Source organism: Trinickia sp. (genome assembly GCF_051961175.1).
GTDB lineage: Bacteria > Pseudomonadota > Gammaproteobacteria > Burkholderiales > Burkholderiaceae > Trinickia.
Genome location: NZ_JBQCDN010000304.1, coordinates 1 through 22028, shown reverse-complemented (window position 1 = coordinate 22028; position 22028 = coordinate 1). Strand labels below are relative to the sequence as shown.

Annotated in this window: 21 protein-coding genes and 1 pseudogene; 8 read left to right on the top strand and 14 right to left on the bottom strand. The window is 63.1% G+C overall.

Annotation, left to right across the window (positions count from 1 at the left end; translation table 11 throughout):
* Positions 1-20: 20 nt before the first annotated feature.
* Positions 21-515, bottom strand: coding sequence for a flavin reductase family protein (locus ACTHL0_RS18410; protein WP_440568268.1), 495 nt, complete (start codon positions 513-515; stop codon positions 21-23).
* A gap of 140 nt (positions 516-655) precedes the next feature.
* Between ACTHL0_RS18410 and ACTHL0_RS18405 the strand changes: the two genes are divergently transcribed.
* The gene (locus tag ACTHL0_RS18405) at positions 656-1117 is read left to right on the top strand and encodes a MarR family winged helix-turn-helix transcriptional regulator (RefSeq protein ID WP_440568267.1); all 462 of its coding nucleotides are present in this window, start codon (positions 656-658) and stop codon (positions 1115-1117) included.
* A gap of 291 nt (positions 1118-1408) precedes the next feature.
* Here ACTHL0_RS18405 and ACTHL0_RS18400 read toward each other — a convergent pair whose 3' ends face one another.
* A complete protein-coding gene (locus ACTHL0_RS18400; RefSeq protein WP_440568276.1) occupies positions 1409-2125 on the bottom strand; it encodes an autoinducer binding domain-containing protein in 717 nt (238 codons plus the stop codon).
* 94 nt (positions 2126-2219) lie between these two features.
* Between ACTHL0_RS18400 and ACTHL0_RS18395 the strand changes: the two are divergent.
* From ACTHL0_RS18395 to ACTHL0_RS18375, 5 genes and pseudogenes are all read left to right on the top strand, one after another.
* Positions 2220-2660: pseudogene (locus ACTHL0_RS18395) on the top strand (DUF4902 domain-containing protein); the annotation flags it as partial.
* 241 nt (positions 2661-2901) lie between these two features.
* Positions 2902-3534: an acyl-homoserine-lactone synthase gene (locus ACTHL0_RS18390; RefSeq protein WP_440568266.1), complete on the top strand. Its 633-nt coding sequence runs from the start codon at positions 2902-2904 to the stop codon at positions 3532-3534.
* Between the two features lie 12 nt (positions 3535-3546).
* Complete coding sequence (locus tag ACTHL0_RS18385) at positions 3547-4446, top strand: hypothetical protein (protein WP_440568265.1); 900 nt, start codon at positions 3547-3549, stop codon at positions 4444-4446.
* 309 nt (positions 4447-4755) lie between these two features.
* Positions 4756-6270, top strand: a complete 1515-nt coding sequence (locus ACTHL0_RS18380) for an ATPase domain-containing protein (protein WP_440568264.1) — start codon at positions 4756-4758, stop codon at positions 6268-6270.
* The gene (locus ACTHL0_RS18375; RefSeq protein ID WP_440568263.1) at positions 6257-8002 is read left to right on the top strand and encodes an ATP-binding protein; all 1746 of its coding nucleotides are present in this window, start codon (positions 6257-6259) and stop codon (positions 8000-8002) included. The genes ACTHL0_RS18380 and ACTHL0_RS18375 overlap by 14 nt, the downstream gene beginning before the upstream one ends.
* A gap of 47 nt (positions 8003-8049) precedes the next feature.
* On the opposite strand, the gene ACTHL0_RS18370 is transcribed toward ACTHL0_RS18375, so the two are convergent.
* Genes ACTHL0_RS18370 through ACTHL0_RS18360 form a run of 3 tightly spaced genes read right to left on the bottom strand, consistent with a single transcriptional unit; the run spans position 8050 to position 12297 of the window.
* Positions 8050-9591, bottom strand: a complete 1542-nt coding sequence (locus ACTHL0_RS18370) for a DHA2 family efflux MFS transporter permease subunit (RefSeq protein ID WP_440568262.1) — start codon at positions 9589-9591, stop codon at positions 8050-8052.
* A 14-nt stretch (positions 9592-9605) separates the two neighbouring features.
* Complete coding sequence (locus tag ACTHL0_RS18365; RefSeq protein WP_440568261.1) at positions 9606-10784, bottom strand: HlyD family secretion protein; 1179 nt, start codon at positions 10782-10784, stop codon at positions 9606-9608.
* A 31-nt stretch (positions 10785-10815) separates the two neighbouring features.
* Complete coding sequence (locus ACTHL0_RS18360) at positions 10816-12297, bottom strand: efflux transporter outer membrane subunit (RefSeq protein ID WP_440568260.1); 1482 nt, start codon at positions 12295-12297, stop codon at positions 10816-10818.
* Between the two features lie 171 nt (positions 12298-12468).
* Between ACTHL0_RS18360 and ACTHL0_RS18355 the strand changes: the two genes are divergently transcribed.
* The gene (locus ACTHL0_RS18355) at positions 12469-13101 is read left to right on the top strand and encodes a TetR/AcrR family transcriptional regulator (RefSeq protein ID WP_440568259.1); all 633 of its coding nucleotides are present in this window, start codon (positions 12469-12471) and stop codon (positions 13099-13101) included.
* A gap of 40 nt (positions 13102-13141) precedes the next feature.
* Here the strand turns inward: ACTHL0_RS18355 and ACTHL0_RS18350 are convergent, their stop codons facing one another.
* The 6 genes from ACTHL0_RS18350 to hpaH are packed head-to-tail and all read right to left on the bottom strand — an operon-like array spanning position 13142 to position 19104.
* Positions 13142-14125, bottom strand: coding sequence for a 2-dehydropantoate 2-reductase (locus ACTHL0_RS18350; RefSeq protein WP_440568258.1), 984 nt, complete (start codon positions 14123-14125; stop codon positions 13142-13144).
* Positions 14122-15072 (bottom strand): fumarylacetoacetate hydrolase family protein, encoded by a 951-nt coding sequence (locus ACTHL0_RS18345; protein WP_440568256.1) that lies wholly within the window; start codon positions 15070-15072, stop codon positions 14122-14124. Before ACTHL0_RS18345 ends, ACTHL0_RS18350 begins: the two co-directional genes overlap by 4 nt.
* A gap of 60 nt (positions 15073-15132) precedes the next feature.
* Positions 15133-16008, bottom strand: a complete 876-nt coding sequence (locus ACTHL0_RS18340; RefSeq protein WP_440568255.1) for an extradiol ring-cleavage dioxygenase — start codon at positions 16006-16008, stop codon at positions 15133-15135.
* Between the two features lie 11 nt (positions 16009-16019).
* On the bottom strand, positions 16020-17495 hold the full coding sequence (locus tag ACTHL0_RS18335) for an aldehyde dehydrogenase family protein (protein WP_440568254.1): 1476 nt from the start codon (positions 17493-17495) through the stop codon (positions 16020-16022).
* Entirely contained in the window at positions 17492-18301 is an 810-nt protein-coding gene (gene hpaI, locus ACTHL0_RS18330; RefSeq protein ID WP_440568253.1) for a 4-hydroxy-2-oxoheptanedioate aldolase, read from the bottom strand. The genes ACTHL0_RS18335 and hpaI overlap by 4 nt, the downstream gene beginning before the upstream one ends.
* A complete protein-coding gene (hpaH, locus tag ACTHL0_RS18325; RefSeq protein WP_440568252.1) occupies positions 18301-19104 on the bottom strand; it encodes a 2-oxo-hept-4-ene-1,7-dioate hydratase in 804 nt (267 codons plus the stop codon). Before hpaH ends, hpaI begins: the two co-directional genes overlap by 1 nt.
* Positions 19105-19177: 73 nt before the next feature.
* Between hpaH and ACTHL0_RS18320 the strand changes: the two genes are divergently transcribed.
* Positions 19178-19702, top strand: coding sequence for a LysR family transcriptional regulator (locus tag ACTHL0_RS18320; protein WP_440568251.1), 525 nt, complete (start codon positions 19178-19180; stop codon positions 19700-19702).
* Here the strand turns inward: ACTHL0_RS18320 and ACTHL0_RS18315 are convergent.
* The 3 genes from ACTHL0_RS18315 to ACTHL0_RS18305 are packed head-to-tail and all read right to left on the bottom strand — an operon-like array spanning position 19659 to position 21993.
* Positions 19659-20828, bottom strand: a complete 1170-nt coding sequence (locus tag ACTHL0_RS18315) for a CaiB/BaiF CoA transferase family protein (protein ID WP_440568250.1) — start codon at positions 20826-20828, stop codon at positions 19659-19661. The genes ACTHL0_RS18320 and ACTHL0_RS18315 overlap by 44 nt on opposite strands.
* An 11-nt stretch (positions 20829-20839) precedes the next feature.
* Positions 20840-21025 (bottom strand): hypothetical protein, encoded by a 186-nt coding sequence (locus tag ACTHL0_RS18310; protein WP_440568249.1) that lies wholly within the window; start codon positions 21023-21025, stop codon positions 20840-20842.
* 23 nt (positions 21026-21048) lie between these two features.
* Complete coding sequence (locus ACTHL0_RS18305; RefSeq protein WP_440568247.1) at positions 21049-21993, bottom strand: hydroxymethylglutaryl-CoA lyase; 945 nt, start codon at positions 21991-21993, stop codon at positions 21049-21051.
* Positions 21994-22028: the final 35 nt, after the last annotated feature.

Genomic DNA, 22028 nt, shown 5'->3' with positions numbered 1-22028 from the left:
CACCGCGGGCTCTATCTTGCTCAGCAATAACCCGCATTCCGGTACAGAAGCGGACGGTCGTCCTCGTTCAGTAGAACGTCGTCCGCCTTGCCGATAAAGATCGTGTGAGTGCCGAACGGAAAAGCCGCGACCTTGCTGCAAAAGATGTTCGCCTGCGCCGTCGTCAGATAGTCGATGCCGGGCTCGGTCCGGGTCCAAGCCCCCACGCGGAAACGTTCGCCAGCTGGCGCGGCGCCGCTAAATGCAGTGGAGACATCGGCTTGATCGTGTTTGAGCACGTTGACGCAGAAGCGTCGGGCCGACATCAGGATGTCGTGCAGGAACGTGTTTTGGTTGACGCATACGAGCATCGAAGGCGGGTCCATCGACAACGAACTGACCGCGGTCATCGTCATGCCATGACGGCGCTCGCCGTCGGATGCTGTCACGATGGTCACCGTCGACGCAATCCGTCGCATCGCGGCGCGGAACGAGGTGGCAGTCGCAGGCGAAAGCGCTACGGCGGGCGTATCCATGACGTCTCCTTTCATAATCCCGGGCTTCAGCACCGTGTTGGAGCGACTATAGTTTCATTTGCAACTGTTGGCAATACAAATAATGAGAGTGGAAATGTTGCTTTGATAGAATCCGTCAATCGATAGCGAGGTGCCTCACCGTGTACAAGTTGACTGATTCCGTTCCCTACCTGCTCGCCCGCGTAGGTGTTCGCATGGGCGAGCTTTTCTCGCGCCGCATCGCGTCGTACGGCGTGACTTTGCCGATGTATCGCGTCATGGCGGCGCTCCATGAAGTACCGGGACAACGCTTGAACGATCTTGCGGATATGACGACCGTCGAACTCTCGACGCTCTCCAGGCTGATCGGAACGATGGAGAAGATGAAGCTCGTCTCGCGCAGCAGACTGGAGAACAACGCTCGCACGGTCGCGATCAATCTGACGAATAGCGGCCACCGGCTGCTTGAGCAACTCGTCCCAATCGCTCAGCACTTCGAACAAGTGGCCGTGGCGAACCTTTCGCCCACGGCGCTCAAGGCGCTGAAGAAAAACCTGACCGATATTTTTGTGTTGCTGGACAGCTTGGAGGAAGAACTCGCTGCGCACGCCGACGAGGACTAAGCGCTTCGGTACTGCCGTTGGGCGCAGCGAGCCTGCGGCCAGCAAGCCGCAAGCGCACCGCGTCGAGCATTCGGGCGGGGAAGGCTTCCGGTGCGGGCGGCCGGGAGTCTTATTGCTTGTTCCAACGCCACCTGCGGCATGCGAACCGCCTCATGGCGTCAAAAAATCCGGCTGCAGGTGGGAAGAACCATCGTAAGCCGGGCAATTAATGGCTGCGTCAGCTCGTCTTCGAGGAATTTTCGTTGTAATCGACGGATCAACGCACGACTGCAATGCGGTCACTAACCGCCGTCAACCCGAGGCGATCAGGCCCATCGCAATCGCCTTGACGACAGCCTGCACCTTGTTGGTCGCGTTCAGTTTCAGCAAAACGTTGTTGACGTGGAAATTGACCGTGCGCTCGGAGATATTGAGAATCTGGCCGATCTCGCACGCCGTCTTCCCCTCGCCGGTCCAACACAGCACCTCGCACTCCCGCGGCGTGAGCACGACAGTGGCTTCGGGCGCCAGCCGCGGCACCAGAAACTCGCTCATGAGCGAGTGCGACAGATTCGCGAGCCAACTGGCCTGCAGGGTCAAATCATCGATTTCGTTGCTCGTGAGCGCATCGGCATGCCGGGCCATCGTCAGCAGGCCATACACCCCGTGAGCCGCCCAACTCGAATGCGCGACACCCACGCGCAGCCCGTGATCGTGTGCATCGTTCCATAGCCGCGGCGCGTTCGCGGATGCTTCCGGCCATACGATGAGCCGCGAACTCGTCAGTCCTTCGCGCACTGTCGGATCCACGTCGATGAAATGGTTGTCCTGATAGTGCTTCATCCATCCCGAGGGATACGTGTCGAAAATCGCGACAGCCGGATTCGACACCGGCAGCGGCACACGGATCCCGTAGCAGCAGTACTCGAAGCCCAGGCGCTTCGCGAACCCCGCGATCCGGTCGAACAGCTGCCGCTCGTCGGACGCAGAGCGCAGTTGTTCGTAACTATCCTGCCACCGCAACGGCAATTCCATGAATACCTCAACTGATAAGTAACACGGCACACAAGGCTGTCATAGTTGTCAGGTCCCACGCCTGCGGCAGGCTGCTACAGTCCGGCGCATGAGACTTCCTTCCACCACGCTGCCCGGCCAACACGTCGACGGCTACGTCCGCATGCCGGAGTGCGCCCTCGGCGCGCTCGAGCTCGAGCATGTCGACTCCGCGCCCGACCACGGCCTGCTCGCGGAACTACGCGCGGAAGGCGTGGACGCAAGCAGCGCCGGGTACACGGAGTGGCAACGTACGCGCAACGCCAGCGCGCCGCATGTCACGCTCGGCTGGGACTGGTATGTCGATCGCGCCTCCGGTGCCTTGCTCGTCGCGTGGGGCGATATTCGCAGCAACGTCATGTGCACCGATCCGCGCGGTCTCGATCTCGGCATGGCGTACACGGCCCAAGCGCTGCTGCGGCGCGTCGCCGGCCTGAACTGGCCCAACGTCGTCGCACAAGCTGTACTCGCACCGTGGGGTAAGCCGACCGTACGCGGTCCGACGCTCCAATCGGGCCGAGCGCGGGTCGCCCCACGCTCGATTCGACTGCTCACTCATGCACAGGTCTCATTTATAAGCAAATCGTCGGTTCATTTCAATCTCATTATTAGTTGCGACTGAGAATGCCCAGGAGCGATGGAACGCTCCGGCAGGATTAATCACACCTTTCTCAGTCCTGTCAACGTTGACAGTTACCGCCCCTCGGAGCGCGCGATGTAATGCGCTCATCAAAATTAAAAGCGAGGGTTTCATGCGGACTTCTGTTCACGGCGATGGCCTACCCGGCGATCTCGATGCAGCGCTTGCGCAATATCGGCACCGAATCTTCGTCGAACAATTGGGGTGGCGTTTGCCGTGTGCCGATGAGCACTTCGAACGTGACCAATACGATCGCGACGACACGGTATATGTCGTGGCCCATGACGAATCGGGAGCCATTTGCGGTTGTGCGAGATTGTTGCCTACTTCGTGCCCTTATCTGTTGCAGGAATTGTTTCCCTCGTTGCTGGCCGATGGCATGGCGCCGCCCCGGTCCGAGGATGTCTGGGAACTGTCGCGTTTCGCGGCGAGCGCATCCGACGGGACGTTCGGCGAAGAGACGAGCGCGTGGGCCGTCCGGCCGATGCTCGCCTCGGTGGTCGAGTGCGCCGTCAAACTGGGGGCTCGCCAGTTGATCGGCGTGACGTTCCTCAGTATGGAGCGGCTGTTCCGCCGCATCGGCGTGCACGCGCACCGGGCCGGCCCTGCTCAGCGGATCGACGGCCGGATGGTCGTCGCATGTTGGATCGATCTGGACATCCAAACGCTCACCGCACTCGGCATCGATACTGCTCTCATTGTGCAGCGCGATTGCAGCGAATTCGCCCTGCAAGCTTGCTGCTGAGGAAGGAATACCGTGTATATCTCTAGCGATGCGCCCACACTGGCTTCCTGCGACGCCTTCGCCGCATGGGCGCGAATCACCGTCAAGTATGACGATAGCGCATCGGCGATGCCGCTCGCCCGGCTCGATCGGCGCGGGCTGACGGTGGCCGCCAACGCCGCTGCCCCGGCCGATTGGCCCGCGATCGGCTTGCCGCGGCGCGCGCAGATCATTGCCGATTCAACGTCGCTATGCGAACTCAGGCTCGTTGCGCGCACAGCGATTCCATGCGCAGGCCGAACCGTCGAGGTCACGCTGCAGCCCTCGCGCGCCGACGACGATGCCCTGCTGTGGCAGGCGCTGCGCGCCGATCAGATTCATCTGGGCACCGTGCCTTTAGAGCAAGAAATGGGGCAGTTGGCCAATCCCTCAGCCGTAGCCACCGCCTCCCCGCGGCGGCGTGACGGTGCCGCGGGACGTGCCGCCGGTACGGAAACGGCTGCTCGCGAGCATCGAGCGGTACGGCTGGCGGCCAGCACAATCGAGTGGTGTGGCCCGGTTTCGTGCGACGTCGCGTTCACCCTGGCGAGCCGCGAGGACGCCTGGTTTTTCTCGCGCTGGCTCGATTACCACTTTGCCGAAGTGCGCGCCTGGGCCCGGATGAACGACGCGGCGGCCGATCTGCGCGAAATGTTCATGCGCGTGGTCGAACACGAAGTCGAGGTCCGCTTCGTTTTCCAGGCTGCCGAGCGCATTGTCCGAGCCTCGACAGAGACCGCCTGCCGGTGCATCGCGGCAGAAGCAGCGCACGGGCTGGGGGTGACGGTGGAGTATTGGCTGGCGAGCACGCCGACCGCCCTGCCCGGCGGATCGCGTCACCGTGCCGTCGTCAGCTCGTATGCGGACACGCACTCGTTTTCGTCTAAGCAATGAAAGTGAGAGTGACAGTGACTGTCACGAGCGCGAGTTAACTCACCCTTCCCCTATTTACATCGAACGGCCGGATTTCCCGGTCTTTTCCAGCGCGCCCCGGCGCTTTCCGCCCGCCGGGCGAAGCGCCGAGCCTATAAGGCGGGGACGGACGCCTCGCGCCCCGTCCTCGCGCTTCGGGTCCGATGATTGCTCGGTCATGTCATCTTTCGGGAGACGCGACCATGACCCTTGCCGCTCCACCGTCCCAGCTCCCACGAACTTTCCGACGTCGCCCTCCCCCGCCATGCCTGAAACGACCGGGAGAGATCGATGGCCGCTGACACGGACACTATGCGGATAGCCCGGACCGGCGTGCCCGGTCTGGACGATGTGCTGATGGGCGGACTCACCGAAGGAAACCTGTTCCTGCTCGAGGGGGCGCCCGGGACGGGCAAAACGACGATCGCGCTCCGTTTTCTCATTACCGGCGCGCAAGCGGACGAACGGGGCCTTTACATCACGTTATCCGAGACGGACACAGAGCTGCGCAACGGCGCCGCCTCGCATGGCTGGCAGCTCGACGAGAACATCGACGTCTTCGAGGTCGTCCCGCCCGAGAGCCTGCTCGATGCCGATCAACAACAGAGCTTGCTGTATTCGTCGGATCTGGAACTCGGCGAGACCACGCAGGCCATTCTCGGTGCCTACGAACGGGCTCGGCCCAAGCGGGTGGTGATCGACAGTTTGTCGGAGATCCGCCTCCTCGCGCAGAGCTCGCTGCGCTATCGCCGGCAGCTCCTGGCGTTTAAACACTATTTCGCGCGCTACGGCGCCACCGTCCTGCTGCTCGACGATCTGAGCTCGGATGAGGACGATAAAACGGTTCATAGCATCGCCCATGCTGTCATCAAGCTCGAAGAACTCGCTCCGGACTACGGGGCCGAGCGACGCAGGCTCAAGGTGTCAAAATACCGCGGACGCGCCTTCCGAGGGGGATACCATGACTTCGCAATCCGAAAGGGCGGCGTATCGGTGTTCCCGCGCCTCGTCGCCTCGGAGCACCGTAGCCGGACCGGCCGCATGAACGTCGGCAGCGGCGTACCGGAGCTGGACGCTTTGCTGGGGGGCGGCGTCGATCAAGGCTCGAGCACCCTGGTGCTGGGTCCGTCCGGTGCGGGCAAATCGACCTTTGCGTTGCAGTTCGTCTCCGCGGCCCTCACGCGGGGGGAGAAAGCGGCCTTGTTCATCTTTGACGAAGAACTGGGCCTGCTGATCGACCGCACCCAAAAAATGGGGATCGACTTCCAAGCCGCGATCGACACCGGCCATCTCCATCTCGAGCAAATCGATGCCGCGGAATTATCCCCTGGCGAGTTCGCCCACCGCGTACGCGCTGTAGTCGACGAGCAGCAAGCCAAGACCGTCGTGATCGACAGCCTGAACGGATATCAAGCGGCGATGCCGCAGGAAAATGCGCTCGTGGTTCATATTCACGAGTTACTGCAGTATCTGAATCGGCAGGGTGCCACGACCTTCCTGACTGTCGTCCAGCATGGCCTCGTCGGCGACATGAAGGCGCCCGTCGAAGTCACTTACCTCGCGGATACGGTCATTCTCTTGCGTTACTTCGAGGCGTTCGGCCGAGTGCGGCGCGCCGTATCCGTCATCAAGAAGCGCACCGGCCGCCACGAAGAAACGATCCGCGAGTTTCGCGTGGGTCAGGCGGGCCTCACGGTCGGCGCCCCCCTCGAAGATTTTCAGGGCGTGCTGCACGGCGTGCCGTCATTCGTCGGAAACGCCGGACCGCTGCTCAATCCCGCCTTGACCAGCAATGGCAACGAATAGCTCACGCGACTGCCCGGCGTTGATCCTCGCGCCACATGGACGAGACGCCTCGGTTGCGGCCACGTTGTTGCAGCAGTCCGGCATCGAGTCGATCGTCTGCCAGGATCTGGCGCGTTTCGCCGCGCTGCTGACCGACCGGATCGGCTGCGGCGTCCTGACCGAAGAGGCGCTGCACGATGCCGACCTCGCGGCGGTCACGACTTGGGTCACCTTGCAACCGACATGGTCGGACTTTCCGTTTATCGTCTTGACGCAGCGCGGCGGCTCGCCCGAGCACAATCCCGGCGCACGACGGCTGTACGAAACGCTCGGCAATGTCATCTTTCTCGAACGCCCGTTTCACCCGACGACGTTCGTCAGCGTGGTGCGAACCGCGCAGCGAGGACGGTACCGGCAATACGAAGCGCGCAGCCGTATCGAGGCGTTGCGCGAAGGCGAAGCGCGCCTGCGCACCGCGCTCACCGCGGGCCACGTTGCCGAAGAGAGCTTGCGGCGGCTGAACGAGACGCTTGAAACCAAGGTCAGCGAGCGCACGGCGCAGCTCGAGCACGCGCATGAAACCGTGCTCGAGGAGATGCGCCAGCGCGAGCGAACGGAAGAAGCGCTGCGCCAGGTCCAAAAGATGGAAATGATCGGGCAGCTGACGGGGGGTGTGGCGCATGACTTCAACAATCTGCTGATGGCGGTCATGGGCAACCTCGAACTGTTGCGCAAGCAGGCCGCCAACGAAAAAGCCATGCACCTGATCGACGGCGCGCTGCGGGGCGCGCAGCGCGGTGCGTCGCTGACGCAGCGCCTGTTGGCCTTCGCGCGGCAGCAAGACCTCCGGATCGAACCCACCCACTTATCCACGCTCATTCGCGGGATGACCGATCTGCTCGAGCGCTCCGTCGGCGCCAGCATCGAGCTGAGCTTCGCGCTGCCCGAGCAGGTGCCGTTGACGCTCGTCGATGCCAATCAGATCGAACTCGCGCTCCTCAATTTAGTCGTCAACGCCCGCGATGCGATGCCGGACGGCGGCACGATTTCGATCCGGGTCGACGCAGTTCGCGCATCGGCCAGCATCGACCTCGCCGCCGGCGAGTATGTTCGGCTGACCGTTAGCGATACGGGTCTTGGAATGGATCCGGAAACACTGTCAAAGGCCACCGAGCCCTTTTTTACGACGAAGGAAGTGGGCAAAGGCACGGGGCTGGGCCTTTCGATGATTCACGGGTTGGCGCTCCAGTTGGATGGTGCGTTGAGGCTGCAAAGCTCGCCCGGCCGTGGCACGCAGGCTGAACTATGGCTACCCGTGACGTCCCAACTGCCCTTTGTGCCGCAACCCACCAAAACGATGCTTCCGGAAGATGGCCGGCTCGCCGCGTGCGCCACGGTTCTGCTCGTCGACGACGACCCGTTGATTTCGACGAGTACCGCCTACTTGCTCGAAGACCTCGGACACGAGGTCTTCGAAGCGAACTCGGGTGCGGATGCGCTCGATATCCTCAGGAGCGGACGGAAGGTTGACGTCCTCATCACCGATTACGCGATGCCCAAAATGACCGGGACGCAGTTGGCCGCCGCAGCGCGTACGCTCAGGCCCGACCTTCCCGTGATCATCGCCACCGGGTACGCCGATCTGCCGCCGGGAAACAGCATGGACCTGCCACGGCTGCGCAAGCCCTATCAGCAGGAACAACTCGTCTCGGAGATCACAAAAGCGCTGTGCGGCGCGCGGGCCGCTCAATAGGCCGGCGGCCCGCTGCGGGTCAGACGGGCCGCCGTCTTGCACCTCAGTCAATGCGCATGACTCGTATCGGCCACCCGCGTCGGTTTCGGCGCCAACCACACGGCGAGCGCCGCCAGCACGAACGCCACGCCTGCGATCTGGAAGAGCTGGGCAGTCGCCAGCATGACGGCCTGTGTCTGCACGAGGTTATCGATGGTGCCACGTGCCTGCTCGAGTGACATGCCGCCTCTCGCAAGACGGTGCAGATAGGACAGCGACGTATCGGTCAGACCGGCAAGCTCCCCGTGAGTCGACTTGATGCGGTTTTCCCACATCGTATTCACGAGTGCGGTCGCAATCGCGCCCGAAAAGGTCCGGCAAAAGTTCATCAGCCCGGCAGCGGACGCCGTTTCGGGTTCGTCGACGCTCGAGAGCGCCAGCCCCGTGAGCGGCACAAAAAAGAACGGCAGTCCGACGCCCAACAGCAACAAGGAAATCGAGACCTGCCAGAACGCCATGTCGGCATTCAAGTACGCGCGGGCGAACGTGACGACGCCCATCCACAGCACCCCGGCGAAGACGAGCCAGCGCCCGTCGAATCGCGCCGACAGGTTCGCCGCGAACGGCGCGGCCATCACGGCGAGTATCCCGGTCATGGCGCTTGCACAGCCCGCCCACGTCGCCGTATAGCCCATATAGTTCTGCAGCCAGAGCGGTGTCAGTACCGTGTTGCCGAAGAATGCGCCGAACGCGAGACTGATCGTGATCACGCTCGCGCTGAAGCCGCGATGCCGGAACACGCGAAGCTCCACCACGGGGTGACGTTCGGTCATTTCCCAAATCAGGAAGGCCGCGAAGCCAATCGCGGCGACAACGCCGAGCACCACGATCTCGGTCGACGCAAACCAGTCCTTGTCCTTGCCCTCATCGAGCATCAGTTGCAAGGAGCCGACCCATACGATCAGAAGCGCCAATCCGACCGCGTCGATTCGCACGCGTTGTAACGCTGTCTCGTAGCGGTGCAGCAATCGGTACGCGCCCCACGCGCAGATCAACGCAACCGGCACGTTGATGTAGAAGATATAAGCCCAATGCAGACGATCGCAGAGGATGCCGCCCAGAATCGGCCCGAGCACCGGCGCGACGAGCGTCGTCATGCTCCACAGGCCAATCGCCATCGGTGCCTTTTCCTTGGGAAAGATGCGCAGCAGCAATGTCTGCGATAGCGGCATCAACGGCCCGCCGCCCAGCCCCTGAAAAACGCGGAACAGCACGAGCATATTCATCGACGTCGCGAGCCCGCACAGCGCCGAGCACAGACCGAACGTCAGCAGCGCGAACACGAACACGCGTACGGTACCGAAGCGGTTCGCGAGCCAGCCTGTCAGCGGCACCGTAATCGCTTCCGCCACCGCGTACGACGTAATCACATACGTCCCCTGCGAAGAGGACGCACCTAGCGCCCCTGCGATGTTCGGCACCGAAACGTTGGCGATCGTCGTATCCAGTACGGCGACGAAATTCGCCATCGCCAGCATCAATCCGCCCAGTAGCAGCGCACCGCCGGTCAACGGCTGCTGCGGAACGTTCGCAGCATTTTCGGAAGTCATGAGCGCCGCCCCCGTTAGTTTGCCTGCGGCGCACGGGTGTCGATCTCGGCTTCCATCGACAGTCCGACGCTCAGGGGATGCGCCTTCAATTCGGCCGGATCGATTGCGATCCGCACCGGCAGCCGCTGGACCACCTTGATCCAATTGCCGGTGGCATTCTGCGCGGGGATCATGGCAAACGCCGATCCCGTGCCGCCCGACATCCCTTCGACGCGGCCATGGTAGGTCACGCCCGAGCCATATAAGTCCGAGGTCAGCGTAACGGGCTGGCCAACGCGAACCTTATCGAGCTGAATCTCCTTGAAATTGGCATCGACGTGCACGTTGCCGATCGGCACCAAGGACATCAACGCATCGCCGGGATTCACTCGCTCTCCAGCTTGCGCCTGACGCTTGGCCACGACCCCGTCGAACGGCGCGCGCAAGACCGTCCGTTGCAGATCCACCTGTGCCTGATCGCGCTTCGCGCGAGCGAGCAGCACCTCCGGGTTCGTATCGACGGTTGTATCGTCGATCAGCACCTTGTTGGCATCGAGCGAACCGATCGCTTCGCCGCGCGAAGCACTCGCCTGCGCGGCCGCCGCGCGTGCGGCAACCAGCGATGCCTTCGCCGAGGCGAACGCCGCACGCGCGTTGCTCAACTCTTCGCCCGACACAGAGCCATTCGCTGAAAGCTTTTCTCTGCGTTGGAGATCGAGCGCGGTGCGATCGTAATCGGCTTGCGCGGATGCGATCTGCGCCTGCATGCGCGCTTCATCGGCGGCACGGGCCTGGACCGCCGCGGTCAGACCTTTGTCGGTTGCCAGGTAGCCGCGCACTTTGCGCTCGGCTTGCCCGAGCTGTGCCTGTGCTTGAGCAAGTGCGATCCGGGCATCGGTATCGTCGATGACAACGAGCACGTCGCCTTGATGGACATACTGCGTATCCACCGCGTTGACTTGTTTGATGATGCCGGTGACGGCGGGCGTAATCGATGCCGTTTCGGCGGACGTGTACGCGTTGTCGGTCGATACGTAGCGCGCACCGACGAAATGCCAATAACCGGCCGCACCGGCCGCACTGACGGCGATCGCCAGACCGAGCAGCGCGAACAACTTCTTGCGAGGGCTCGCAGGCGCATCCGACGGCGCGGTGATGGGTTCGACGCCGGCAACTTCAGCGCCCTGAACGGTGGCTTGCATAGAGTTCGACATGAGTATTCCTATACGGCTTAACTTTGTGCGGTTAACTGGAGTGAGCGGGATTCGCGTCGGCATTGAAGCCGCCGCCCAACGCGCGGGCAAGCGCGACATCGAGCGTGAACGCACGCGATTGGATATCGGCAAGCTGCCGCTGCGCATCGATCAAACTGTCTTCCGAACTCAGCACATCGAGGTAGCTGGCCAGTCCCCCCTCGTAGCGCGCCTTGATGGAATCGCGCGCACGCGCGGCCGCCACCCATGCGGCCTTCGTCGCATCGATACGGGGCTGGAGCGCGCGATCGCTCACGGCGGCGTCGGCCACATCGTGCAGTGCCTTCACGAGCGTGTCGTCGTAATTGGCGACGGCCTCGTCGTAGGTGGCCTGCGCGCCGCGGTATTGCCCGCGCAGCCGGCCGGCGTTGAAGATTGGCAGCGAGATCGCCGGCCCGACGTTGCCGAACAACGATCCCGACTTCGTCAGCAAGTTGAGCCCCAGCGACTGCATGCCGATCACGGCGCTCAAGCTGACGTCCGGATAGAACTGCGCCGCGGCCACATCGATCCGTTTGGCCGCGGCTTGCGCACGCAGCCGCGCGACCACGATGTCGGGACGTCGCGCGAGCAATTGCAGCGTCACGTCGCGCGGCAAACCGAAGCGTTGATCGATCGCCACGCTCGGCCGCGTCATGCTCAGTGCGCGGTCGGGCCCGGCTCCGATCAAGGCCGCAATGCGATTGCGCGTCAGCGCGATCGATTCGTCGATCGACAACACATCGGCCTGGCTGCTGTCGCGCCGTTCGATGGCTTGCTGCACGGCCCCTTCGGTTTCGAGCCCTTCCGCCTTGCGATCGACGAACAAGGCGGCGGTTTTCATGCGGACGTCGAGCGCCGCGCTCGCACAGTCGCGTTCGGCGTATAGGCGGGCGAGATCCGCGTACGCGTCGACGACCGAAGTCGATAGCACCAGACGCGATTGCGCCGCATCGGCTTGTGCGGCCTCAGCCTCCGAAGTTGCCGCGGCGAGTGCAGCACGATTTTTCCCCCAGAAGTCGAGTTCGTACGAGAAGTCGAGCGAAGCTTGGCCCGCAGGACGCCAGCCCTTCGGCGTGAAAGCGGGCGGCGTGAGGTAGTGGTAGCTTTGCTTTTCCTTGTCGACCTTCGCCTGTGCGGAGAGGTCGGGAAAGAGCGCAGCGTGCGATTGCTGGACCGTCGCCTCCGCGTTGCGCAGCCGAGCCGCGGCTGCCGCCAGGGTCGGCGCCCCGTCCAGCGCATCGCCTACCAGCTGATCGAGCTGCGCATCGCCGTACCGCTCCCACCAACGGTCTTGCGGCCAAGCCGCCGTCGATCCCTCTTCTACCGCAAAGCTGTGCGCCGTGGCGTAGCCACCGATCTCTTTCGGCCTGGCGGTGCCGGAATCGGGCTTCGACACGCACGCCGTCAAAGCTAGAACGACCGCGATCCCGGCCACCCGCGCGGCTCGCCGGGCGAGCGGGCCCGCCCCTCTTGTCGATGATCTGCACAACATGGACTTTCGCCTTTTCTAAACTGAACGGTTCGGTTTATAATACACAAAACTGGACGCGTCAATTATTTTCGGCGGAGCGACGTACTGGTGCGCCGATGCCAACCAGCAGGTGGGCAACGGGTTACGGTTAAACTTGCGGGCTGCGCATCGTGCCAAAACCGGGTTCGGGAGATGAGAAAGAAGACGGAAGAAAAGCGGCAGTCGATCGTCGAGGCGGCGCACGAGGCATTTATGGAGGTGGGCTTCCATCAGACGTCGATGGCCGACATCGCGACGCGCTCGCGAGCGTCCAAGGCGACGTTGTATAGCTACTTCAGCTCGAAAGAAGAGTTGTTCGCGGAAGTCATGATCAGCGCCGCCGGCGAGATTCTCGAATCGTTCGGTCAGTTGAGACTCGATATGGCGCTGCGCGATTCGCTCATTGCGTTCGGCCGCCACTTTCTGCCTGCGATACTCAGGCCCTCGATCATCGCGCTGCGGCGTCTTGCGATTGCGGAAAGCGATCGCTCGACATTAGGCCGCGTGATGTATGAGAAGGGACCTGAGCACGGTTGGAGCATCGTGCGCGACTTTCTGATCGCAGCGATAGCCGCGGGCACGTTGAAAGAGTGCGATGCAGGCGTGGCCGCCCGCCACCTTCAGGCGCTTTACGAAGCGGAACTTGTCGAGATGGCCACGCTGGGATATCCGGTCGATACGACGGCGGAGACGATCGTGCCCGTGGTAACTCGGGCAGTGGATGTGTTTTTGGCCGCGTACGGAGCGCCTTCGAGGTCAGGCGGAGTCAGGCGAGGCGCGAAATAACGCGCGCGTCGCTCGCGAGCAACAAACGGCCCGCTCGAAATCACCTCGGGTATAGGCCGTGGACGCGCCCAAACAGCCGCGTCAACCCAAAAAGCGCGTCGATGTTGGGCGTGGCCACGCCAAGACGTTGACCGAGTTCGCGCACGGCCGCCACCACCGCGTCGAGTTCGATCGCGCGGCCGGCTTCCACGTCCTGGAGCATCGAGCTCTTGAACGTCCCCAGCTTGGCCGTCACCGTGTGCCGGTCTTCCGGCTGTTGATCGATCGCGCAGCCGATGCGCGAGCCGATCTCCGAAGCCTCTTCCATGGCCGATGAACAGAACGCGCGCACTAACGGATCGGCGAGCACGCGGTCGACAGTCGCCCCGGTGATGGCCGATACCGGGTTCATCGTCATGTTGCCCCAGAGCTTGTACCAGATGTCGCGTCGAATGTTGTCGGAGTGCGTCACGTCGAAGCCGGCCGCAAGCAGGATATCGGCCACGCATTGCGCACGCTCGCTGCGGCCGCCCTCCGGTTCGCCCACAATCAGCCCTTTCCCCATCTTGTGCATGACGAGGCCCGGTTCGGGCGTGGCAGTGCTGGCATGGACCACCGCTCCGAGCACCTGATGCTGCGGAATCGCGCGGCCAATGCTGCCGCCGGGATCGACGCTTTCGAGCGGCCCACCCTCCAACCCCGGCACGCCATCGGCGAACCACCAGGGCACGCCATTCATGGCAGGCAATATCACCGTTTCCGACCCGAGCAGCGGACCGATCTGCGCGGCCACCTGAGCCAGCGCCGGCCCCTTCACCGCGATGATAACGAGGTCTTGTGCACCGAGTTCGGCGGCGCTGTCGCTCGCTTTGGCGGATGCCTGAACGAGACCGGTTTCCATTTGCAATCGCCAACCATGACGGCGCAATGCATCGAGGGTCGCGCCGCGTGCAAGCGCCGACACCTCGACATGGCCAGCCGCCGCCAGCCTGGCGCCCAGGAAACCACCGATCGCACCGGCGCCGACAATGCACACCTTTTTCATGCCGCGTCTCCTCTCGCAAAACGCAGATTATCCTTCAGCCGCTCCGGCACGCGCTCGTCGAAGCCCAACGCGACGCGCCGCACCTCGGCGGAATCGGCCGGCACGTGGCCGACACCCAGCGCGCTGGCGCGAGGCGCATCGATGCCGACCACCGTTCCACCGATACGGCCGATGCCGGTGATTTCGCACTCCACCGTCTGACCGGGATCGACGCTACGCGAATGACAAGGCGTCCCCATCAGGATCACATCGCCGGCAACGAGCGTGATATGGCGTGCAATGTCGGCGATCACGTAGTGCGGCCCCCAGATGGTTTCATCACCGATGTGCGCCTCCTGCACCACCCGGCCGTTGACGTAGGTGCGCAGCGTCTGCTCGAAGAGATTGACGCCACGCACGAGCCCGGGGCCGATCGGAAGCAGCGTGTCGGCCCCCTTGACGCGGAGCATGCTGCCCTGATCGGTATCGCGGAAGTCCTGCAGTCCCATATCGAGCGCGGGGCAGAATCCGTCGATGTAGTCCCAGGCTTCGTCGGGCGTCACGTTGCGGCACGTGCGCCCGATCACGACCGCGTATTCGCCCTCGTAATTCAGGTAGCGGCAATCGGCCGGTTTCAGGATCTGGCCACGATGGCCGTTCAGCGCAGTAGGCGGCTTCGTGAAATAGGTGGGCGTTTCCGTGGGACGCGGCTTGTTGCGCGTCTCGATACTGCGTGACGAATAGCTGATATGGACGGCGATGATTTTCGACGGGCTCACGGGCGGCAGATAGTCCAGGCCTTCCGGGTCCAGCAAGCGGCCGTCATCGAGCCGCAATTGGCCTTGGCCCGGGCCCGATTCGACGAGGGTCCCCCAAAATGCACTGCCGCCGATCAGCACCCGTCGCCGCTCGATTCTTGGCCCGCGCATCACCGCGGGAAGCTCCGCGAATGGGAATTCGAAGTTCACATCACGCTCCTCGAGAAAACATCTGTTCGCTCCCTACTCGGTGTCGTCGTACGCATAGGCTCAATGCGATGACAAATCAAACCAGACATGAATATTTCCCGTGCCCCGCGCATTCTCATAGCTCGATAACGGCTCGCCTGCCGCCCGGCAGTCGGCGCCGCCCATCGCACCGAGCATTTGCAGATAATGCGCGCCGAACGCTTCCCATGGCAGGCGGCGATATTCGTCGTCCCAGCGTTCGAGAATCACGTCGTGCCGGCCTTGCACCATCAACTCGATCGCATGCTTGTCGCTTGCGACGTTCTCCGGCGAAGACACATTGCTCTCATGGAAAATCCGGGGATGCCGCGGCTTCCAGTCGATTCCATTGAACTTGTGGCTGAGCGCGCCGGACGCGAGCAATACGACACGGAGATCGCTGCGCCGGATCGCTTCGCCGATCGCCTCTCCCGACGCCAGAAAATGCGGCCAATCGCAGTTCTGGCACGAACTGACGGTCACCACGGGCCTGCTGCGCGATTCGAGCCGCAGATGCTTCACGAGGTTGATCGTCGCGTAGTGGCGTCCCAGTTCGGGATGGGCTATTGCACGGTTGTAGCCGCCCCGCTCGCGCGACACGTCTTCGATGGCACGCGCCAGATCGGGATGACCGTAGTAGCGGTAAGGCACGCCGTGCAGATACCACGGCATCTCGTCCGAGATATACGAGCCCTCATACTCGCTTCCTGCGTCCACCAGATGGTAGCCCGTCGTCAACCAGTGGCTGTCGAAAATCACGACGACGTCCGGCTCCGCTGCCTCGATACGCTGGCGCAGCCGAGCGTAGCCCGCAATCAGATCGGAATCCTCGCCCGCTCCCATGGCCCGCCGAAATTCCTCGCACTGCATCAAGCCCGGATGGTGCGAAACGATAGCCGCACCGACAATCTGTCCCATGATTCCCGCTCCTATCGATGTGCAAAGCTGGCGCGGAACGGCTGCTTCGGTACGACGACGTCTTTGACATCGCAGAAGAACTCGAAGCTCCAATCGCCGCCCTCTCGGCCGATGCCGCTGCGTTTGATGCCACCGAACGGCGCCGCCAGGTCCCGAATGCCGAAACTGTTGACCCAGATAAAACCGGTGCGGACACGTTCGGCCAAAGCGGTTGCGTGAGTCGTTTCGCCGTAACACACGCCCCCCAGGCCGAAATCCGTTCCGTTGGCCAGGGCAATCGCCTCGTCATCGGAAGTAAAGGTCTGTAGCGTCAGCACCGGACCGAAGACCTCGCTCTGCACGATTTCGTCGGTTTGCGCGACGTTCGCAATCAGTGTCGGCTGGTAGTACTGCGGCCCGAACGGATGCATCGCGCCGCCCCACAACACACGCCCTCCCGCGGCAATGGCCCGATCGACGAACCCTTTCACCCGCTCCACCTGGCGAGGATGAATGATGGGGCCGACTTCCGTGGTTTCATTGCGAGGATCGCCGATGACAAGGCGCTCGACGTAGTGCCGCATCCTGGCTACGAAATCGTCCGCCACGTTTTCGTGCACCAGCAGCCGCGTGCCCGCCAGACATACCTGCCCGGCGTTGCGATACATCAGCGCGGCCGTAGCCGCAGCCTGATCGATATCCGCGTCGTCCAGCACGATGAACGGGCTTTTGCCTCCGAGTTCAAGGCTGCACGGCACAAGATTGGCACCGGCCGCCTGCGCGATCCACTTGGCTGTCGGCACACTGCCCGTGAACGAAATCCGTGCGATGCGCGGGTCGCTAACCAGTTTTGCGCCCGTGTTCGGCCCCGTGCCCTGAACCACGTTGAACACGCCCGGCGGCAGACCCGCCGCATGCGCGGCATCGGCAAGCACCGAGCAGGTGAGCGGCGCCCACTCGGGCGGTTTCAGGATGCAGGTATTGCCAGCCGCCAGCGCGGGCCCGAGCTTCCACGTGGAAAGCATCAACGGCGAATTCCACGGTGTAATGATCACCGCGACACCGGCCGGATCATGACGCACGATGTGATGCGCCTGCTCGGTGTCGATCGGGCGCTCCTGCAAAGCGAGCGCATGCTCGGCGAACCACGCGATATTGAGCATCGCGCGGGGCACCACGCCATGGCGCATGCGGGACAGCAACACGCCGGCGTCATTGCTTTCCACCGTGCACAAGGCGTCGGCACGCTTGCCGATTTCTTCGGCGAAGCGATCGAGGTACGGCTTTCGTTCGGCGGCGCTCAACGCTGCCCATGCGGGAAACGCGCGCTCGGCCGCTCGGATCGCCGCGTCGACGTGGTTCTCACCGCCTTGCGCGATGTGCCCAAGCAGACGCTGGTCGATCGGACAGAAAAGCTCGAACGTTTCGGCCGACGAAACGCGCCTGCCGTCGATGTAATGATCTGGCGAAATCAGATGACCACTGATCTCGATCGATGCTGTGCTCATTGAATCGCTCCTGCTCGAGCTGAGGCCGTGCCGGGCAGCGCGACCTTGAAATCGGCGGCGAGTGCACGGGTGGCGCGCGCCAGCATCGTCGCATCCACACCCACCGCGACGAAGCGCGCACCCAGTTCAATATAGCGGCGTGCCAGCGCCGCATCCGTCGCGAGAATTCCCGGCGCCTTACCCGATGCGCCAATGCGTGAAATCGCGTCCTCGATAGCCGTGCGCACTTGCGCATGCCCCGGCTGCCCCAGCAGCCCCATGGACGCGGCCAAGTCGGCCGGGCCGATGAACACGCCATCGACGCCTTCCACGCCGGCGATCGCCTCCAGTTGTTCGAGACCCGCAACTGTCTCTACCTGCACCAGCAGCGATACCCGTTCGTTGGCCTCATGCAGATACTGCGGATACGCCCCCCATCGCGACGAGCGAGCCAGACCGCTGCCCACGCCGCGAATCCCCGCGGGCGGATAGCGCATGGCTCTCACCAATGCCTGCGCCTGCGCGGCGCTCTCCACCATCGGCACCAGCAGCGTTGTTGCACCGATCTCCAGCACCTGCTTGATCAGCGCCGGATCGCCATGCGGAACGCGCACGACCGGATGCGACGCATAAGGCGCCACGGCCTGCAAAACGGCCAGCATCGAACGTAGATCGTTCGGCCCATGTTCGCCGTCCACCAAGAGCCAGTCGAACCCTGCGGTTGCGCATAGTTCGGCGGCATAGGGATCTGCCAGCGCGAGCCATAACCCGATTTGCGCCCCGGGCTGCGCAATCGCGCGTTTGAATGCATTGTTCGGTGTATCCATTACACGAACCTCACTGAAATCGAGCCCAGCGGGCCATAGTCGGCATGGAACGTGTCGCCCACCGCGCAGGCCACCGGCCGGGTGAATGAACCGCCCAGGACGATTTCGCCTGCCTGCAGCGTTTCGCCGTACGGCGCGAGCTTGTTGGCCAGCCACGCGACGCCGTTGGCGGGATGACCCAGCACCGCTGCACCCAAACCGGATTCTTCGATCACCCCGTTCTTGAACAGCAGTGCGCCAGCCCAACGCCAGTCGACCGCGTCCGGCTTCATCGGCCGGCCGCCCAGCGCAATCCCCGCGTTCGCGGCGTTATCGGCGATGGTGTCCAGCACCTTGCGCGGCACCTTAGTCTCGCGGTCGAACAGTTCGATACGCGCGTCGATCAGCTCGAGCGCCGGCACGATATAGTCGGTGGCCCGCAGGACATCGAAAACGGTGGTGCCAGGGCCTTGCAGCGGTTGCCCGAGAATGAACGCAAACTCCATTTCCAATCTCGGCACGATGAAACGCGATGCCTCGACTTCCGCCCCGTCCTGAATCAGCATGCTGTCGAGCAATGAGCCGTAGTCGGGCTCCGTGATGCTCGATGCGATCTGCATGGCGCGCGATGTCAGCCCGATCTTATGGCCGATGACGGCACGCCCCGCGGCGCGTTCCGACTCGATCCAGCGCCGCTGGATCTCATAGCTGTCCTCGATCGTCATCTCGGGATAGCGCTTCGAAAAGTGCTGGACCTGCACGCGCGTGCGTTCGGCTTCCCGAAGTTCGTCCGCCAACGCGGCATGGGTATCTGCTGCGAGCATGGCCTTGTCTCCTCCTATGGCGCGTTCACGCCAGATTCGCTTCCAACGTCTTGATCGGTGATTTTCTCGTCCGATGCCGGCGGCGAACAATCAACAAATCCGACGCAATCTTCAAGGTTTACTTGATAATCGCGTCATGCCACTCGCCCGCCTCTCCCTTCGCCAGCTGGAAGCCTTCGTCACCGTCGCTGATCATCACAGTTTCAGCGCCGCCGGCGATCGGCTCGGCCTGACCGCGCAAGCAGTGAGTCAACTGGTGGCGGAACTCGAAACCACATTGGGGTTCCGGCTGTTCGATCGAACGACGCGCCGCGTGAGCCTGAGCGCCGCAGGGCGCGACTACCTGCCATCGGCGCAGACAGTGCTTCGCCACGCGCAGGCCGCGGAAAAAGCGGCGGACGACGTACGCAATCGTGCCGCGGGTCTGGTGCGCATCGGCGCGCCACTCGTACTCGCTTCAACGGCACTGCCCGAGGCCATGCCGAGCGCCCGTTCAAACGCCATCCTGCGTGCGTGCGAGCCGCCATGCGCGGCGTGCAGTGGTGCCGAGCGGATCAATGACCGGGATCGGCCTCGCGCTCACTCGCCAGTCGCATGAGCACTTCGTCGTTATGCTCGCCTACCCGCGCCAACGGTGCGCGCACGCCGGGTCTGCGCCCGCCCATCAGCAGCGGCAACAACACGACCTTTGCGTTACCGCCGTCGTCCGTCGCCATATCCGCCAGCCCGCCGCTTTCGATGAGATGCGGGTCGTCGAGCAATTGATCAGGCCGCATCACCGGTGCATAGGGAATACCGGCGGCTTCCAGTTTGGGCATCAGTTCTTCCATCTTGTGATGCCTGAGTGTCTCACCCAGCCGCTTCAACAGCTCGGGACGACGCGCCACGCGCTGAGCATTCGTGGACAGCGTTTCATCTTCGGCCAGATCGCGGCGTTCGATGACTTGGCATAGGCTTTGAAACTGCTTATCGCTGACAGCGCCGATAAACAGTTGCTGCTCCTCGGCCACCGTAAACGTGTCGTACACACTCCATGCGGAGACGCGCGAAGGCATCGGCGGCGGCGCCTCACCCGTCATCTGATACTGCATCATGTGCTGCGCGGCAAGCAGACAGCAATTCTCGAACAGCGCGGCCTGCACTTCCTGCCCCTTGCCGGTACGATCGCGTTCGCGCAGCGCGGCCAGCACGCCAATGGCCCCGAACATGCCGCCCATAATGTCGTTGACGGACGTGCCCGCACGCAAAGGCTGCCCCTTGGGGCCCGTCATGTAGGTCAACCCGGCCATGTTCTGAACCACTTCATCCAACGCCAGGCGGTTTTCATACGGCCCGGGCAGGAATCCCTTGTGCGATACATAGATCAACCGCGGGTTGAGTTTGGACAGTGCGTCATACCCGAGACCGAGTTTATCCATCAGCCCGGGACGAAAATTCTCGAGCAATATGTCGGACTGCGCGATCAGCTCGGAAGCCGTCTCCAGGCCCTCGGGCGTGTTGATGTCGATGACGACACTCTTCTTGTTCCGGTTGAAACTGCGAAAGAAGCCAATGCCGAGCCCTGGCAGCCGCCGCGTCTTGTCTCCCCCGGGCGGCTCGATCTTGATGACTTCGGCGCCGAGGTCGGCGAGGATCATCCCGCAGCTCGGCCCCATTACCATATGGGTGAATTCGACAACACGCAAACCCTCGAGCGGGAGACCGGTAGTGGAGGAGGCGTTCATGGATTGATCCTTCATCGGATGCCGGTACCCCGGCTACGCAGCTGTTCGAAACTGATGATATAGCCGGCCACGGCGCTGGCCGCTACTGTCGAAGGACTGGATAGCCAGACCTGGCCGGGGCCCGAGCGGCTCAGGATGCGTCCGTCGAAATGAACGATGTCGGGGGTGCCCATGTTCTGTGTGTTGGATGGTGTCATGGTCTTGGCTCAAGCATGAGCCCTCAGCCGTGCGCCGCGACGCGCGCCGAGCGGAAGGTCTTCGGCAGGCCCGCGCGCCAGAGCGATCCATAGGTCGACTCGCCTTGCAGCCAATCCGCCACCTTGGCTCTCAAACGCAACAGCGCTTCGACGTCGATACCCGTATCGATGCCCATGGACTCGAGCATGTAGGCAAGATCCTCGGTACTCGCGTTGCCACTGGCTCCCGGGGCGTGAGGACAGCCGCCGATACCGGCGAGCGAGGCATCGAAGCGCGCAATGCCGAGCTTCAGGGCTGCCAGCACATTGGCCAGCGCCAACCCGCGTGTATCGTGGAAGTGTCCGCACCATAGCTTGTCGCCGGCCACTTTCAATGCCTGATCGAAGAGCCGGCTCACCGCGTCCGGATCGGCGTACCCGACCGTATCGGCGAGACTCACGCGGTCGGCTCCCGCATCGAGGAGCCCCTGCATCAGCCGCAGCACGTCATCCGCTTTGACCTCGCCTTGGAGCGTGCAACCGAACGCCGTGCCTACGCCGCCTTCGAGCACAGTTTTTCGGCCCGACGCATCACGCACCGCACGGATACGCGCAAACTCGGCCACCACTTCGTCAGGCGTTTTGCGCAAGTTGGCGAGGCTGTGCGCGCGACTAGCCGAAGCCGGCAGGATCATCAAATCCGCACCGCCCTCGAGCGCACGCTCGGCGCCCTTCAGATTGGGCACCAATGCCGATACGAACAGCCCCGGCAGCGTCTTCGCGTAAGTGAGCACCTCGGCGGTATCGGCCATTTGAGGCAACAGCTTGGGCGGGACGAAAGAGCCGACTTCGATTTCCCGCTGTCCTAAAGCAACGGCATCGCGCAGCCATTCGCACTTGCGCTCCGTCGAAATGATCGTCTGGATACTCTGCAGGCCATCACGCAGGCCCACCTCTCGTATCACCCCATGTCGTAGCGTAGCGGACACGCGTCGTCTCCTGTTCCTGTTCGTGCGGGCCCTTC

Coding starts and splice junctions, on each gene's coding strand:
- ACTHL0_RS18410 (WP_440568268.1), bottom strand. CDS start 515: ATGGATACGCCCGCCGTAGCGCTTTCGCCTGCGACTGCCACCTCGTTC.
- ACTHL0_RS18390 (WP_440568266.1), top strand. CDS start 2,902: ATGCGGACTTCTGTTCACGGCGATGGCCTACCCGGCGATCTCGATGCA.
- ACTHL0_RS18380 (WP_440568264.1), top strand. CDS start 4,756: ATGGCCGCTGACACGGACACTATGCGGATAGCCCGGACCGGCGTGCCC.
- ACTHL0_RS18375 (WP_440568263.1), top strand. CDS start 6,257: ATGGCAACGAATAGCTCACGCGACTGCCCGGCGTTGATCCTCGCGCCA.
- ACTHL0_RS18370 (WP_440568262.1), bottom strand. CDS start 9,591: ATGACTTCCGAAAATGCTGCGAACGTTCCGCAGCAGCCGTTGACCGGC.
- ACTHL0_RS18365 (WP_440568261.1), bottom strand. CDS start 10,784: ATGTCGAACTCTATGCAAGCCACCGTTCAGGGCGCTGAAGTTGCCGGC.
- ACTHL0_RS18360 (WP_440568260.1), bottom strand. CDS start 12,297: ATGTTGTGCAGATCATCGACAAGAGGGGCGGGCCCGCTCGCCCGGCGA.
- ACTHL0_RS18355 (WP_440568259.1), top strand. CDS start 12,469: ATGAGAAAGAAGACGGAAGAAAAGCGGCAGTCGATCGTCGAGGCGGCG.
- ACTHL0_RS18350 (WP_440568258.1), bottom strand. CDS start 14,125: ATGAAAAAGGTGTGCATTGTCGGCGCCGGTGCGATCGGTGGTTTCCTG.
- ACTHL0_RS18340 (WP_440568255.1), bottom strand. CDS start 16,008: ATGGGACAGATTGTCGGTGCGGCTATCGTTTCGCACCATCCGGGCTTG.
- ACTHL0_RS18335 (WP_440568254.1), bottom strand. CDS start 17,495: ATGAGCACAGCATCGATCGAGATCAGTGGTCATCTGATTTCGCCAGAT.
- hpaI (WP_440568253.1), bottom strand. CDS start 18,301: ATGGATACACCGAACAATGCATTCAAACGCGCGATTGCGCAGCCCGGG.
- hpaH (WP_440568252.1), bottom strand. CDS start 19,104: ATGCTCGCAGCAGATACCCATGCCGCGTTGGCGGACGAACTTCGGGAA.
- ACTHL0_RS18320 (WP_440568251.1), top strand. CDS start 19,178: ATGCCGGCGGCGAACAATCAACAAATCCGACGCAATCTTCAAGGTTTA.
- ACTHL0_RS18315 (WP_440568250.1), bottom strand. CDS start 20,828: ATGAACGCCTCCTCCACTACCGGTCTCCCGCTCGAGGGTTTGCGTGTT.
- ACTHL0_RS18310 (WP_440568249.1), bottom strand. CDS start 21,025: ATGACACCATCCAACACACAGAACATGGGCACCCCCGACATCGTTCAT.